Here is a 15,410-nt window from a genome sequence, read left to right on the forward strand (position 1 = left end):
TTTATTCTCTTTCTTAACGTTTGTCTGTGCTAGCCTGGATAACCGATGGATCCGGGTTACCGTTGGGTTACCGCAGCGCTACCTTTCCGTTACCCTGTTGGTAAGGAAAAGGTAAGGAAAAGGTAAGGAAAAGGTAAGGAAAGGGTAAGGAAGAAATAAACAAGAGGTAAGGAACCGGTAAAAGATGGGTAAAAAAAAACTAACGATCGTGTAGCCCGTTATATGACAAAACCGCCAAAAGGTGCTATGCAAGCTGTATTGGCGGTGGTAGTTTCAATGGTTAAAGCGGCGGTATTACGCCGAAAAAGACGACCCGCAGCCACAGGTGCTTGAAGCATTCGGATTGTTGAAGGTAAAGCCACGGGCATCCAAGCCACTCCGGAAGTCAATCTCCATGCCCGCGAGGTAGAGGCCATGTGCTTTATTCATGAAAATACGTATCCCTTCGATATTGTATTCCGAATCGCCTTCTTTCTTTTGGTCAAATCCCAATATATAATTCATTCCGGCACATCCACCGCCTTCAACGCCTACTCGCAATCCGAAATCATCCGAGATTTCCTGTTGTTCTTTCAACTTTTTAAGCTCCTTGATAGCGCCTGGTGTCAAGGTCAATGGTGCCGTCGGTGAAAGTGTTGCTGTGCTCATCTTCGTTGCAATTAATTAAATTCAAACACACAAAAATACATAAAATTCTACACTTTTGCAGGATGATGTGGATTTTGACGTTCCATAAACAAACGACAACTCATGGATATTGCACTATTCTTAACTGATCTCACCAAATACGTCTTGGCCGGATGCTTGGTGATGGGCGTAGCAAACTGGATGTTTTGGACGAAATACAACAGTCATGTTTTTCGGCTTAAAATGTTGGAGGCAGGGCATGCGGCGAGGAAGGAACTACAGCCTTTGCGGCTGCAGGCCTATGAGCGGCTGGTGCTGTTTGTCGAACGCATCGCGCCGGCGAATATGTTGCTGCGGCTGCACGAACCCGGGCTGGATGCCGAAGCTTTTCAGCACCTGTTGGTCAGCGAAATACGTGCTGAATATCAGCACAATATCACCCAACAGTTGTATGTGAGCACTGCAGCATGGGCGGTCACCAAGCAACTCAAGCAGCGCACCGTGGCACTCATCCGCAATGCGGCAGCGGGACTGCCAGCTAACGCGGACGCAAAAGAACTCAGCACGGTAATCCTTGAACACATCAACACCCTGGACGAAAATCCGTATGACCTGGCACTTAAAGCCATCAAAAGTGAGCTCGAACGTTGAATATTGGATGCAAGTTTATATCTTTGCGCAACTTTTTAACATTCAATTCTTTGTATCATAATGAGAAGGGACGAAACCATTTTTAATTTAATCAACCGGGAGCTTACACGCCAGGAAGAGGGTATTGAACTTATCGCTTCGGAGAACTTTGTAAGCAAGCAGGTGATGGAGGCAGCCGGTTCGGTGCTGACCAATAAATACGCCGAAGGCTTGCCTGGAAAGCGTTACTATGGCGGTTGCGAGGTAGTCGATGAGGTCGAGACTATTGCCATCGAGCGTGCGAAGCAGCTTTTTAATGCCGAATGGGTAAATGTGCAGCCACATTCCGGCGCCCAGGCCAACGCTGCCGTATTTTTGGCACTGTTGCAGCCTGGAGACAAGATTTTGGGTTTCGATCTATCCCATGGAGGGCACCTTACGCACGGCTCTCCGGTCAATTTTTCGGGCAAGCTCTACCAACCGTTGTTCTATGGGGTGGATAAAGAGACCGGCTTGATTGACTATAAACAACTCGAAGAAGTCGCACTGCAAGAAAGACCGAAAGTAATTATTTGCGGAGCTTCTGCTTATTCGCGCGATTGGGACTACGCCTTCATCCGCCGGGTGGCTGATGAAATCGGCGCGCTGGTTGTAGCTGATATTTCCCATCCGGCAGGGCTGATCGCTCGTGGGCTGCTTAGTGATCCGCTTCCGCATTGTCATGTGGTAACGACCACCACGCACAAAACCCTGCGCGGGCCTCGTGGAGGTCTCATTATGGTAGGTAAGGATTTTGAAAACCCCTGGGGCATTAAGACACCAAAAGGGGAAGTTCGTAGCATCACATCCTTGCTGGATTTGGCGGTGTTCCCCGGCACCCAGGGTGGGCCTTTGGAGCACATCATTGCAGCTAAGGCTATTGCATTCGGTGAAGCGCTTAGCGAAGAATACATGGAGTACGTCATCCAAGTGAAGAAAAATGCGGCCGCTTTAGCGAAGGTATTTGTAGATAAAGGTTACAGCATCATTTCCGGTGGCACAGACAATCACCTCATGCTGATTGATCTCCGCAACAAAGGTATCAGCGGAAAGGCCGCTGAAGCAGCACTGGGCAAGGCAGGCATCACTATCAACAAAAACATGGTGCCCTTCGACGATAAGTCGCCATTTGTAACCTCCGGCATCCGCTTGGGTACCGCAGCTATCACCAGCCGGGGCCTTAAAGAAGAACAAATGCTGGAAATTGCCGAAATGATTGACGTGGCGCTGATCAAACATGACGACGATACGGCGTTAGGCAAGATTCACAATAAGGTCAAGCTGTTGATGGCTGAGTACCCGCTATACAAGTAAGCCATTCTGCAGGCATTCGAAAGGTCTCGGTCTTAAACGGGGTCTTTTTTTGTGCAAAGCTGTCTTTGATAAACAGGAAGGAGGCAAAACCTGCATGAATTGTCCTTCACGGACATGTGTCGGCAATTCATGCAAGCTTCATTGCCGATAAAACCGCCGAAGGCAGCATGAATGCCTTTAAAAACAAACAAGTAATGAATAAACAAATTATTCTCATGAAAAATCAACAAAGGCTTTGAAATACTGAAAATTTTGCTTTTTTTTGGCTTGATTAACGAAACCATTGATAGGAGAACGGCTATAGGAGATACGACTACAAAAAGAGAATTACTTATTTGTTGAAAATAGTAAAAGTGAGCGTAGCGTATTATGAAGCTTGAACAACGAACAGACCAAGAACTCATCCGTCTGTATGTGTCCGGTGATGAGCGGGGTCTGGAAACCTTGATAGACCGGTATAAATCTAAAATATACACATCCATTTACTTGCTGGTGAAGGATGAATACCTGGCAGAAGATATTTTTCAGGACACGTTTATCAAAGTAATCAATACCCTTAGGGGCGGCCGTTATAACGAAGAAGGTAAATTTTTGCCTTGGGTGATGCGTATCGCGCACAACCTGGTAATTGATTATTATCGGAAAGAACGCCGTACACCTGTGGTGGTCAACAGCGAGGGATTTGATATTTTTGATGTGCTGCATTTTGCGGACGAAAGCGTTGAAACGCGAATGATCCGCGAGCAGACCTACAAGGACCTGAGGAAAATGATTCAGCTGCTTCCGGATGACCAAAAGGAAGTGCTTATCATGCGTCATTATGGCGAAATGAGCTTTAAGGAGATAGCTGATGTAACACAGGTAAGCATCAATACCGCGTTGGGCAGAATGCGCTATGCACTGAATAACTTGCGCAAGATGATGTATGGCAAGGAGCTCGCGCTGAAAATCGGATAGCCTCAGGCGAATAGTTTCCCTTGGACAACCGCAGGTAGTAAGCCCAGGAAATCGAATTTCCGGACGATGGTATAGGGAGACCGGATGCCGGCGATGCGCTTCAATAACACCATGTTCTTGGCGCTGAATGTTTCGTTGTAGCGTGTCCTTTCCCAGATAGGCCATATCGCCTCATTTTGGGACGGAGTGAGATTTCGCGCGATGGTAATGTGTGGCTTCGTTGCAAAATAAGGGGCAACATGCTTAGGTCCGTTTATCAAGGGGCGAAGTTCGTGCCTATGCATGGCAACGACCTGAAGGATGGGATCCGCCGATTTGATATCAATAAATAGCGTGTGACCAAAACTGCCGAAATTCTGTAATTCGACCTGGAAAGGTTGCGTGCAATCCGCAAGTTGCTGGAGCTTTTGGACTATGCGCTGCTCACGGTGTTCGTATTGAAGGAATCTCGCCAGGGTGATGTGGCCTTTTGAAACGATGGCATTCTGATAACGGTGGCATTTTATAAAATACTGCTTGAACGCTTGTATCTGCTTCTTCGCCTGGTCCGTGGGCTCAATGATGAGCAAATACTCACACAGCCGGTACCCTCTTGGAATGGATGCTTTCATTGCGACTAATTCTTTTAGTAAAAATAAAACAACATTTGGGGGTTTCCAAATTTAATTGAATTTTTTACTAAAATTATTAACATTCATATAATGCCTGCGGCGGCGTGGTGGAAGGTTTAACGCATTGCGAGCAGCTTCGGCTATCGCGACAATGGAAAAGGAAGGTTGCCGCCTGCGTAATGTTCCTTTACAAAGCGTGCAATTATCGAAAAGGCGGTGGTCATGATGCCCTGATGCTGGTATGCCGGGATAAGGGAGCCTTCAAATGCCAGCTCGTTATTGCTGGTCTTGTCGCGATAACGTATAGCGCAGTCGCCGATAATTGTATCGGGGTAGTTTTCCGGGCGGATTGTCCATACCATCTCATAGGTGGAAACAATACGTTGTGCAAAGGTTTCCGATGTGTCGTCGTTGCGAATCAGCTGGCGCCGGCAGCCGGTATCATCAGCTGAGCGAACATGCAAGTTGAAGAATGCGTCTGCATCGGCACTTGTCAGGACCTTTAGCATGATGCCGCTGCCCCTGAGTTGGTGACCGTCATCGCTGCCTTCGGTGTCGGCAGTCGCCCTATGCGGCATTAACCTGTCAATGATAAATAACATGGATCATTCAGAAGATGTGGCCTCCGGCCGTGTTGCTTGGATGTTTTCCTCCACACGTTTTTTAATGAGCTGCGTGATCAGCGTTTCGGAAAGTGGCTCTTCCCAAGGAAATTGGATGGCGCCTTTTGTCTGTTTGTAGTCAGCCAGCTTATCCTTGAATGCCTGCTGGATCGTCGCGCTGGCGGGATACAACCCCCAATGGTTTTTCCATGCGGCAAAGTAGACGAGCGTACCGTGATATTTGTAAGTCGGCATTTGATAGCTGATGGTTTCCTCGGCGTCGGGAGCTGCCTGTCTAATGAGGGATCGTACGCGTGCCAACGTCGCTTTTTGTTTGTCGTCAGTAATGGTGGCAAGGTATGCATCCACAGAATTGAAACTCGATGTTTTTTTTCGTTCCATGTCACTTGCATATTTTAATGCAAACATAATCCATGGCCATGGACGAGCAAATGGGAAAGTATGACAATGTAAGGGGGGAGATGCGACAAGTTGAGGTATACATTGTTTTTGCCACGGCATCTCCTTACCTTAGCCGGATATAATCACACACACTATGAGCCATATCGAAACGGATTTAATCCATTCGGGGAAAGCTTTCAACGAAACTCGTTCAGTTATTCCCCCAATATACCAAACGGCGACCTATTTTGCTGATACCAATCCGGAGGAATACCTGAAGGCGGCCACGGAAGCCCGCCATCCCTATTTTTACCACCGGCACGGCAATCCGGTAAGCAGTCAGACGGCGGAGTTGGTGGCCAGACTGGAAGGTACCGAAGCCGCGCTTCTGACGGCTACGGGGATGGCCGCAGTCAGTACCGCGGTGCTATCCATCGTAAAGGCCGGCGACCATGTGGTTGCGCAGCGATCACATTATTCGGCGGCAAGCGTGTTGCTGAAAGAGGTATTGCCGCAATTCGGCGTTGAAGTGTCTTATTTTGACCAAAGCGATAATTCTTCGCTTGATGCCGAAATAAGGCCCAACACGGCATTAATTTATGTCGAAACACCTTCGAACCCTAATCTCGCTATCACGGATTTGGCCTACGTGGGCGCATTAGCGAGGGAAAAAGGCATTACCACGGTTTGTGATAATACATTCGCCAGCCCCATCAATCAGCGGCCCGGGGATTTCGGCATTGATATTATTGTGCACAGTGCCACCAAATACCTGGGCGGCCACAGCGATTTGACCGCAGGTGTCATCTGTGGTACGTCGGCGGCGGTGAATAAAGCATGGAAAAAAATGCTTTCATTGGGCGGGGCCTTAGCCCCATTTGATGCTTGGCTGCTGCTGCGTGGACTACGTACACTGTCTCTCCGCGTCAAGCAAATAAACGCAAATGCCTTGGCGCTTGCCCAATGGTTTGAAACCCATCCGCTCATCAAGCGTGTGCTTTATTGCGGTTTGCCCTCGCATCCGCAGCATGAGCTGGCCCGGCGGCAAATGAATGGTTTCACGGGCATGCTTTGCGTGGAGATAGCCGGTAAAGATGAGCAAGAGCAGTTTACGCGTGCCCAAACAGTATTGAATAGCTTACAGCTCTTTGCCAATGCGGCGAGCTTGGGTGGTGTAGAGTCCTTGGTCGTCCATCCGGCAAGCATGTGGGGGCTACACCACTCGCCAGAGCAGAAGCTGAAAGCGGGCATCAATGATGGCATGTTGCGCATCTCCGTGGGCATTGAGCATGAGGAAGATTTGATCGGAGATTTTGAGCAGGCCCTGGGGCGGATTTGAGACAAAATTCTTAACTTAGCGCAGCCATGATTAAACACAAGATACTTTCATTTGGAGAATTGCTGTTAAGGCTGAGCTCCTCGGGCGAGTCGTTTTTGGGGGCGGACGGACAGGTGGTGGTTTTTCCGGGCGGCTCGGAAGCGAATGTGGCGGCATCGCTGGGGCAGCTGGGAATCGCATGCAGCTACCTCAGCCGTGTGCCTGGCAACGAGCTGGCCCTGCAAGCTCTTTCTACCTTGAAAACGCTTGGTGTGGACGTTTCGCCTACCTTACTCGAAGGCGATCGGATGGGCCTGTACTTTCTCTTGTCGGCCAATGGCCTTAGCAAAGGCGAGGTTGTGTATGACAGGAACTATTCGGCTTTCAGCGAACTTAAGCCCGGCACAATCAATTGGGATGCCATACTGGAAGACTTTACGTGGTTGCATTGGAGTGCGCTCACACCTGCCTTGAGTGCGCCGCTGGCAGACGTTTGCCTGGAAGCACTGGAGGTGGCGCACCGCAAGGGGTTGACGGTATCCGTCGATCTCAACTACCGCAACAAGCTGTGGAATTATGGTAAACAGCCCATTGAGGTCATGCCGGCATTGCTGCAGTATTGCGACGTTGTCATGGGCAATATTTGGGCCGCAAACAAAATGGTTGGCAGTTCTGTATTGGAAACATTGACGAGGGATACCCCCCCTGAAGTGTATTTCGAACACGCCAAGGAATCTGCGGGGGAAGTATTCGGCTTATTACCCCGATGCAAGCACATTGCCTATACCTTCCGTTTCATGGACTCGGCTACTCACAACCTGCTGTATGGTACATACCATACACGTGAAGCGGACTTTATCTCCCCTGTTAATGAAACAAACGGGGTGATCGATCGTATTGGCAGCGGTGACGCCTTTATGGCGGGATTAATTTATGCCCTCGTGAATGAGAAGGGCGGGCAGGACATCATTGATGCGGCCACGGCCGCAGGATTTAAGAAATTGTTTGTCAAAGGCGACTTTGGCAATGGAGCGATTTGAGTATATGAAAAGCACACTTGACCATATCCTGAGGTATCCGGTACTGCCGGTATATTATAATGAGGATATTCATACCTGCACGGAAGTGGTAAACGCCTGCTACCAGGGCGGCATCCGAGTGTTTGAATTTGTAAACCGCGGCGAGAAGGCGCCGGAGAATTTTTCTAAGCTTCTCACCTATCAGCGGGCGCATTGGCCGGATCTGTTGCTTGGCATCGGTACCATCAAAACCGCAGCCATGGCTACCGCCTATATCGAAATGGGCGCGACGTTTATCGTTAGTCCGGTTGTCAAGGCCGAAATCGCGGCGGTCACGCTTGAACAAGGTGTCCTCTGGGTGCCGGGCTGCATGACGCCGACAGAGATTAGCCATGCTGAAGATCTTGGGGCGCCATTAGTTAAACTTTTTCCTGGTGATACATTGGGTACTGGTTTTTTGAAGGCCATTAAACCGTTATTCCCCGCCATGCGGTTCATGCCGACAGGCGGCGTAAATCCAACGGCCGATAGTATCGCCGGATGGTTCGGTGCCGGCGTGAGTGCGGTAGGCTTAGGGTCGAAGTTGTTTGCTAAACCCGAGGGAGCGATAGGGTACGATTGGTTGGTGCAACGAAGCCGCGAAATGATGGATTGGGTAGGTAGGTATCGCTAACTATAGGCCAGCAGCAACAAATAATAGCCCATCGAACACCATAGCAAACGCTGATTCTTTAGCAGGACTGCACTGCCCAATGCCGCGAAAGCGATCGTCAGCGCAACCAGATGCCACAGGCGATCCCAGCTGCCATTGAAATATGCATAGATGATATGTATAAGATTGATGTTGAGCAAAAAGAGCGCAGCGGGCACAAGATAGTGCTCGATAAGTGCGTGATAGTGCTTTTTCGTATGTTTCATTTTTAACTAATGTATACCCGCCTGTCGCTTTCCCCGGCATCGCACAATAACATAGCGTACCAAGGAATAAGCGATTAGCGTGATTAACAATACATTGATGACAATGCCTGCCACCAAGGCTGCTTGTGTATAGCCAATGAACAAGCTAATCAGTGCGATCACAATCAAAAACAGCAGCACCAGCATGCTGTAGACAAACGTGGTTTTCCAGGGGCTGGTTGGAGCGGTCGAATTGCCTTTTTTCTTGTTGCGCCGAAAAAGAAAAATGACGAAGCCGCTGATGGATAGAAAGCCGCTGGTAAGGCCAAGTATGGCGTAGACCGCTTTGAGCAGTAACCCGCCAAAATCGCCAAAGTGCACGGCTTCCTGAATAAAGTAGAACTTGTGGCCAAAAGACTGTTCGCGGACATCATATTTGAAAATAGGCGTGTAACCACTTTTTGAAATAACCAACGTATTGATATTCCGCTCGTAGATTTGTCCAGCTATATTACCCCGGACTGTGATGGATGCCGAGCCATTGGTCGAGGGGGCCAGATGCCGGGGAATCAATTCGGGGAATTCCGTTTTTGTTGCGGCTAAGACCGCTTGCCAATCGATATACTGCGTTTTGTCCGCATCGGCTTCCATGACGATCGGAGCTTTAAACGTGTTGGGGGTTTCGATCTCCAGCCACCGCATCAACCAAGGTTGTAGCCCCAGCCACGCACCCGTGAGCGCTATGACGAGGTTGAATGCCATTGCGCTGATACCTAATAATTTATGCCAATCAGCCATGATGATGCGCATGTCGAGCGTCTTCCGCAGGTTAGGCCATGCCTGTTTTTTCATAAAGTTGCCGTAGATGAGCAGCCCGGTGATGGCGACCACGGCTAAGGCTATCCCGCCGAGGCCTACTAATTGCCTGCCCCAGTAGCCTTCATAAAGCCGTACATGCATCTGCCTTAAGTAGTTGGCCAGCGAATTCTGTTGGTTGCGTTGTCCGACGATACGGTCCATGCCAGCGTCGATAAAAAAGTCATAGCGTACCAATCCGTCTTGGTCAGGCGGACGGATGGTCATGTCGGCCTTTGCGGTTTGACCGTCTTGGTCGGGCAGGTTGATCGTCAATGAGCTGTAATCGGGATACCGTTTGATAAGCGAATCGATGGATTTGCCAAATTGCGGTATCCCGGAGGGTGAAGGCACTGATGCCGCATGATAGTAATGTTTGACAATCAGCTCGTCAATTTCCGGAATGAATACAGCGATTGCCCCCGTAAGGCTCAGCACACCGATGAGTATCCCGGTATACAATCCCACCCAGTGGTGGAGACGCCAAAATAGCTTTTTGTTGCTTTCTGCCTTGCCAGCGCGCTTGGACATCTTAGTTGGATAATTAGAAGGTGTAACCTACGCCAATCAGGAAATTCCTGGGCGTACCTGGAAACAACCGGTTGAAATCGTAACCGCCTACCCAGTGTGTTTTGTTGAATACGTTATTGAAGTTGGCCGAAAGCTTGAACTTGTCGATGGTATAATAGAGCGCCGCGTCGGCAACGACATATGATGGCAATGTGAGGATATCGCTGAGCGTAGCCCGGGAACTCACGTAGTTCGCTCCGGCGCCCACGCCTATGCCATCCAGGGCGGGGATGGTAAAGGTGTATTTAGCCCATATGCCGCCTTGATGCTTAGGTGCGTTGGGTAGCGTATTGCCTATTTCATCCGGATCATCGCTTTCGGTGATAATGGTTTCGTTGATGGTGAAGTTGGCTGTGATGCTGAGGTTGGGCCTGATCTGGCCGTAGGCATCTAACTCTATCCCCCTTGACCGTTGCTGGCCGAGCTGCCTAAGCAGATCCGGATTGCCGGGGTCATTGGCATTGATGAGGATGTTATTTTGCTCGATATGGTAGATGGCAGCATTGATGCTTAATTGCTTGTTGATAAATTCCATCTTTGCTCCACCTTCGTACATCGTGCTGGTAAGCGGGTCAAACGGCCCGCCGAACCGTCCAGGGTCACCAATGGTGCCTGCGCCCTGAGGTTGATAACCCTGCGCGTAAGTTACATATACGCTGACGGGCTCGGCAGGCGTGTATACAAGGCCAAACCGAGGAATGAACTTTTGCTGTTCCACGGTTTCTTCGTTATCCCGCTGGTAGTTCAGGATATCTGTATAATATTCTTGCCTGAAGGCCACCAAAGCCTGTATCGGTCCCCATGTAATCTGGTCTTGGAGGTAAAACCCATTGACATAGTATTTGGTGACGGCTTGAGGGCTGGAGACGTTGAAATATCCCGATATCTCGGATATGGAATAATCGGGATTTGTCAAATCGAAGTGGGGTACATTCGGTACCGGACGGCCATTGCGAATCAGGTAGTCGTCGCGATTTTCGGGCTCATACGTATTAATAGCCCCATTATTGGCAGCGTTGCGATAGCCGAGCGCATTATAGTTTGAACCGCCTACAGGCGAAACATTCTGGATATAATCATATCCTACCAGTAGCTTATGCACCAAGGGGCCGGTATGGAAGTCGTTGACAAGATACAGCGTAATGTTGTCGTTATAGTTTTTGCGCTTACGGCGAATGGTTTGCATTTCCATCAATGTTGGAATCTGCTGTCCGTTGGCATCCACGGCATAGCGGTTAGATGTACGATGCTCGAGCAGGTCCTCGTCATACAGAAATTTCATGTAGGAAGCATTGAACGAAATGTGGTCGGTAAGTTTGTGCTGCAGCGATGCCGTGGTATACAAATTCAGCTCGTTCTCATAGTCGTTTTCCTTACCGATGGCAAATGATACCGGCGTGGAGTATAAGTCCGTCCCGGCTGAGGCGCCAAAGATGGGTTGGCCGCGGTCCAGCCGTGAATTGGTTTTGGAGTAAACAAAATCGACGTTTACTTGCGTACGGTCGGTAGGAACGAAGGAGATGGAGGGAGCAATTACCATGTCTTCGCCCCCCTGCAATACGCGGAAGGACTGCGCATTTTGATATGCCAGGTTCAGCCGGTAAAGTAAGGTCTTTTCTTTGTTCATCGGGCCGGTAAAGTCGCTCGTTATCCGGTATGTATTGTAGCTGCCCGTGGCGAAACTCACTGATTTACGGTCTACATCCAACGGTTTTTTCGTCACCGTATTTACCGTGCCGCCCGGATCCGTATTGGCAAACAACGCGGAGGCCGGCCCCTTTATTACCTCAATACGTTCTACGTTTGGAAGCAGTGACTGAGCCCAACTGTTGGTGGCGTCGCGCAGGCCATTGATTAATGCGTTGCTGGCCCGGAAGCCGCGTAGCGTAAAGTCATTATTGTAATAGGAAAAGACATTGACGCCGCTTATGTTTTTCAGCACATCGCTGGTTTTGAATGCTTGTTGGTCTTCGATGACTTCCTTGGTCACATAGCTGATAGCTTGCGGGACAAACTTGATAGGCGTCTCGGTCTTGGTGCCGGCAAATGAGGACGTGTTTTTATAGGTTTGCTCTTTTCGTCCCAAGATCTCCACCGCTTGCAGCTGATTTTCGATGGGACTCAAGGCGACCGTTAAGTTGCCGCTATTTGGAGAAGGGAGCGAAATACTGACGCGGGCGGCCTCATACCCAAGGTATGAAAATGTCAAGGTGTATTGGCCATTAGCAAGCCCTTCAAAAGAAAAGACGCCGCGCTCATCCGTGACCCGGCCATTCGGAATGCCAGATAAACGAACGGTAACACCTGCGAGCGGCTGCCGGTCGGCAACCGAAACGACTTGTCCAGCCAACGATAAGCTTTGGCTGAAACCACTTTGATGCACGCCGGCAAGCAAAAGTGATATGAATAGATAGGTTAATTTATTAGCCATGTTATTTGGACTTAATTTAAATAAAGTGCAATGTTAAAGCAAATAATCATCAAAATCAAAACTCACTAAAAAAAGAAGGTGCATTTTTTCTGAAAATTGCTCAATCGATTGCGCGGGATATTATGCGCTTGGTTCGCTATGTTTGTAGGATAGATATACCGATTATGAATAGCATTGCCAAAATTTCCATTGTCTTCGCATTGTTGACCTCAGCGAGATTGTGTGCCCAGGAACAGCTTTCCATTATTCCGAAACCGCTGGCGCTGGAACAGAAACAGGGCACATTTGTATTCACTGAAAAAACAGTAATTCAAGTGGACGGCAGCCAACCCGAATTGAGGGCGCTGGGCGAATTACTGCTACAGGGGCTGTTTGAGCGTACGGGAATACGTGCCTCCTTATCTTCGCCGCATGCGGAGCGTGCAGAAACTGCCATAAGGCTGCAATTAACTGCTGATACGCTTGGCGACGAGGGCTATCGCCTGTTTATAGATAACGATAACATTACGGTGCGTGCCGAAAAAACCAATGGCCTGTTTTATGCCATACAATCTATCTATCAATTGCTGCCGGTCGGGCAAACCGCTAACCAGGCCGTATTGATCCCTGCCGTGGAAATTGTTGATAAGCCTCGGTTCGGCTGGCGAGGGCTGATGCTTGACGTAGGTCGCTACTTTTATTCGGTAGACTACATCAAGAAATACATCGACTACCTGGCTATGCATAAAATGAATGTTTTCCACTGGCATCTGGTGGAAGACCATGGATGGCGCATTGAGATAAAAAAGTATCCCCGGCTTACCGATGTGAGTGCTTGGCGGCCCAGTACCAATTTTCAACGCGGGCCGTATATCAATCATCATCCACATGGCGGATTTTATACACACGAAGACGTCAAGGAAGTGGTAGCCTATGCACAGGAAAGGTACGTTACGGTGATTCCTGAAATCGAACTTCCCGGCCATGTGCTTTCGGCGCTGGTAGCCTACCCAGAGCTTTCGTGTACAGGAGGGCCTTTCGAAATCCCCGAACAGTGGGCTATCCAAAAAGATATTTATTGTGCAGGTAAGGAAGAAGTTTTTGTTTTCCTGGCGGGCGTACTCGCTGAAGTTGCTGAACTTTTTCCCAGCCAAATCATCCATATCGGTGGTGACGAGGCCCCGAAAGACCGTTGGAAAGCCTGCCCGCATTGCCAACAACGCATAAAGGACGAAGGGTTGAAGGACGAACATGAGCTACAAAGCTATTTCATTACACGTATCGAAAAATTCCTCAATAGTAAGGGCAAACGCATCATCGGATGGGATGAAATCCTGGAAGGTGGCTTGGCGCCCAATGCTGCCGTCATGTCGTGGCGGGGTACGAAAGGAGGGATTGAAGCAGCCCGGATGCACCATCCCGTAGTAATGACCCCCACCACCCACATGTATCTTGACTATTTTCAAGGCGAGCCTTATCTGGAGCCCAATGCTATCGGAGGGCACTTGCCCCTGCGCAAGGTGTACTCGTTTGAGCCGATACCGGAAGAGCTGGAAGGTAAGGAACGCGAATTTATCCTGGGTGTACAAGGTAACGTGTGGGGTGAATATATCCATTCGCCGGACAAGGCGGATTATATGACCTATCCCCGGGGTGCGGCGGTAGCGGAAATTGGCTGGAGCAGCCCCGAAAACAAGAATTGGGAAGATTTTATCCGGCGGATGGAGACCCAGTACGTACGCTATGAACGCGCGGGTATCAACTATGCAAAAAGTGCCTATCAGGTCTATTTTGAGGTAGAAGACAACGTTGCAAGCAATACTTCGACCGTAACACTGAAAACCGATAGCTACCGGCCGCTGATACATTACACCACGGACGGTACAGAACCATCGGCCAATTCACCGCGCTATGAGGGACCGTTTGAAGTCGCTGAATATACGACCGTGCGCGCTGCAACATTCAGGGATGGTCAGCGGATTAGTCCGGTAAGCATACGTTCGATGGTACATTTCGAGCAAGTAGATTGATTTAAGCCCGATACCGGGCTTACCGGCTAAACGTGAGCAATCAATCTCCGGTAATCTGTGTTGACGATTTTGACGAACGACGCCACATAAATCAACGCAACGGTTATCAGTACGGACATCCCCGGATGGCCCAAAAAATGGACGAACCCTTTCGTCAGCTGTGTACCAGTTTCTGAGTCGCTGGTAAACAGCGTAAGCAGTTGGGGTATGCTGAAAAATCCGGCATAAAAGCCCAACGCTGCGGGTTGTGTGAGCCGTATCATCAGCGTATTGACCAACGATGTTTTTCGCTTATGGGTGATCGTCCGGAAGTATCCATTTTTCGTGCCGACAACCAGCAGATAGCAAAACGGAAGTGCCAATACCCCGGCCAATACGATTAAATGCCAGCGCAAATCAAGCTGCAGGGATTGCATTGCCGTAAAATATGCGACGTATGCAGCGCACGCCCAGAGTATTTTTGCCGAATCAAAGTAACTTTTAAATTCCTGTTTAAGTGCCGTCAACAGATGTTCCTTCAATAGCGCTTCACGTTCTTCCGTCATCCATGCAATGCCCTTGTGGCTGCCGATATCCTGATCCATCGCCTCCTGGAAAAGCGAAAGAATTGGACGATTGTCGCCCGATTGGCGTTTGTGTTCGCACGCTGATACCATATGATCGTATACTTCGTTGTATATTTCAGCATACTTTATGCTGTAAATTTTCAATCGTTTTGCAATCCATCGCTTTTCATAGGGCATCAACGTCTTCATGATACGGTTGGTTTAAGGTTCAACACCAGTTGCAGTTTTTCGATAAACGTGGCGGCTTCGCCCATTTTTTCCTTTACTTCGCTCTTTCCTTCCCGCGATAGTGAATAGTACTTACGTATGCGTCCGTCCACCAGCTCGGTACTGGTTTCCAGTAAGCCATCAGCCTCCAACTTGTGCAGTGCCGGATACAACGCACCTTCGGTAAGTTTGAATTCACCGCCGCTCAATTCCTTCACCTTCTGGGTGATTTCATAACCGTACATTTTTTCGTGGTCATCCAGCAGTTTCAGGATGATGGTCTGAAGTGTACCTTTTAATAATTTTGCCGAGCTCATGGTGCAAATATATAACTTTTCGATATACATAAGTAAATT

General features: G+C 49.1%; 16 protein-coding genes. 7 read left to right on the forward strand and 9 right to left on the reverse strand.

The features are described 5' to 3' along the window. Positions 1-294 precede the first annotated feature (294 nt). The gene (locus tag B5X72_RS01455; protein WP_079715023.1) at positions 295-648 is read right to left on the reverse strand and encodes a HesB/IscA family protein; all 354 of its coding nucleotides are present in this window, start codon (positions 646-648) and stop codon (positions 295-297) included. A gap of 102 nt (positions 649-750) precedes the next feature. On the opposite strand from B5X72_RS01455, the gene B5X72_RS01460 reads away from it, so the two are divergent. The 3 genes from B5X72_RS01460 (at position 751) to B5X72_RS01475 (ending at position 3,567) form a co-directional block, all read left to right on the forward strand. After that, positions 751-1,278, forward strand: coding sequence for a DUF7935 family protein (locus B5X72_RS01460; protein WP_079715024.1), 528 nt, complete (start codon positions 751-753; stop codon positions 1,276-1,278). A 60-nt stretch (positions 1,279-1,338) separates the two neighbouring features. Further along, positions 1,339-2,610, forward strand: coding sequence for a serine hydroxymethyltransferase (gene glyA, locus B5X72_RS01465; protein ID WP_079715025.1), 1,272 nt, complete (start codon positions 1,339-1,341; stop codon positions 2,608-2,610). 369 nt (positions 2,611-2,979) lie between these two features. After that, entirely contained in the window at positions 2,980-3,567 is a 588-nt protein-coding gene (locus tag B5X72_RS01475) for an RNA polymerase sigma factor (RefSeq protein WP_079715027.1), read from the forward strand. 2 nt (positions 3,568-3,569) lie between these two features. Here B5X72_RS01475 and B5X72_RS01480 read toward each other — a convergent pair whose 3' ends face one another. The 3 genes from B5X72_RS01480 to B5X72_RS01490 form a co-directional block, all read right to left on the reverse strand. After that, positions 3,570-4,178 (reverse strand): 2'-5' RNA ligase family protein, encoded by a 609-nt coding sequence (locus tag B5X72_RS01480; RefSeq protein WP_079715028.1) that lies wholly within the window; start codon positions 4,176-4,178, stop codon positions 3,570-3,572. Between the two features lie 140 nt (positions 4,179-4,318). After that, positions 4,319-4,780, reverse strand: coding sequence for a GNAT family N-acetyltransferase (locus B5X72_RS01485; protein ID WP_139378479.1), 462 nt, complete (start codon positions 4,778-4,780; stop codon positions 4,319-4,321). A 3-nt stretch (positions 4,781-4,783) separates the two neighbouring features. Further along, positions 4,784-5,182, reverse strand: coding sequence for an iron chaperone (locus B5X72_RS01490; RefSeq protein ID WP_079715380.1), 399 nt, complete (start codon positions 5,180-5,182; stop codon positions 4,784-4,786). A 154-nt stretch (positions 5,183-5,336) separates the two neighbouring features. On the opposite strand from B5X72_RS01490, the gene B5X72_RS01495 reads away from it, so the two are divergent. Genes B5X72_RS01495 through B5X72_RS01505 form a run of 3 tightly spaced genes read left to right on the forward strand, consistent with a single transcriptional unit; the run spans position 5,337 to position 8,192 of the window. Then, positions 5,337-6,521 (forward strand): trans-sulfuration enzyme family protein, encoded by a 1,185-nt coding sequence (locus B5X72_RS01495; RefSeq protein ID WP_079715030.1) that lies wholly within the window; start codon positions 5,337-5,339, stop codon positions 6,519-6,521. Between the two features lie 26 nt (positions 6,522-6,547). After that, positions 6,548-7,540, forward strand: coding sequence for a sugar kinase (locus B5X72_RS01500; RefSeq protein WP_079715031.1), 993 nt, complete (start codon positions 6,548-6,550; stop codon positions 7,538-7,540). A 4-nt stretch (positions 7,541-7,544) separates the two neighbouring features. Further along, entirely contained in the window at positions 7,545-8,192 is a 648-nt protein-coding gene (locus B5X72_RS01505) for a beta/alpha barrel domain-containing protein (RefSeq protein ID WP_079715381.1), read from the forward strand. Here the strand turns inward: B5X72_RS01505 and B5X72_RS01510 are convergent. Genes B5X72_RS01510 through B5X72_RS01520 form a run of 3 tightly spaced genes read right to left on the reverse strand, consistent with a single transcriptional unit; the run spans position 8,189 to position 12,272 of the window. After that, positions 8,189-8,437, reverse strand: a complete 249-nt coding sequence (locus B5X72_RS01510) for a hypothetical protein (RefSeq protein WP_079715032.1) — start codon at positions 8,435-8,437, stop codon at positions 8,189-8,191. The two genes, B5X72_RS01505 and B5X72_RS01510, sit on opposite strands and share 4 nt — an antisense overlap. 6 nt (positions 8,438-8,443) lie before the next feature. Next, positions 8,444-9,802, reverse strand: coding sequence for a PepSY-associated TM helix domain-containing protein (locus tag B5X72_RS01515; protein WP_079715033.1), 1,359 nt, complete (start codon positions 9,800-9,802; stop codon positions 8,444-8,446). Between the two features lie 13 nt (positions 9,803-9,815). Next, on the reverse strand, positions 9,816-12,272 hold the full coding sequence (locus B5X72_RS01520) for a TonB-dependent receptor (RefSeq protein ID WP_079715034.1): 2,457 nt from the start codon (positions 12,270-12,272) through the stop codon (positions 9,816-9,818). A gap of 164 nt (positions 12,273-12,436) precedes the next feature. Here B5X72_RS01520 and B5X72_RS01525 point away from each other — a divergent pair, with 164 nt between their 5' ends. Further along, complete coding sequence (locus tag B5X72_RS01525) at positions 12,437-14,281, forward strand: beta-N-acetylhexosaminidase (RefSeq protein ID WP_079715035.1); 1,845 nt, start codon at positions 12,437-12,439, stop codon at positions 14,279-14,281. 26 nt (positions 14,282-14,307) lie between these two features. Here the strand turns inward: B5X72_RS01525 and B5X72_RS01530 are convergent, their stop codons facing one another. Further along, entirely contained in the window at positions 14,308-15,036 is a 729-nt protein-coding gene (locus B5X72_RS01530; RefSeq protein ID WP_079715036.1) for a hypothetical protein, read from the reverse strand. Further along, positions 15,033-15,371: a PadR family transcriptional regulator gene (locus B5X72_RS01535; RefSeq protein WP_079715382.1), complete on the reverse strand. Its 339-nt coding sequence runs from the start codon at positions 15,369-15,371 to the stop codon at positions 15,033-15,035. The genes B5X72_RS01530 and B5X72_RS01535 overlap by 4 nt, the downstream gene beginning before the upstream one ends. Positions 15,372-15,410: the final 39 nt, after the last annotated feature.

This window comes from Parapedobacter luteus (assembly GCF_900168055.1).
Lineage (GTDB): Bacteria > Bacteroidota > Bacteroidia > Sphingobacteriales > Sphingobacteriaceae > Parapedobacter > Parapedobacter luteus.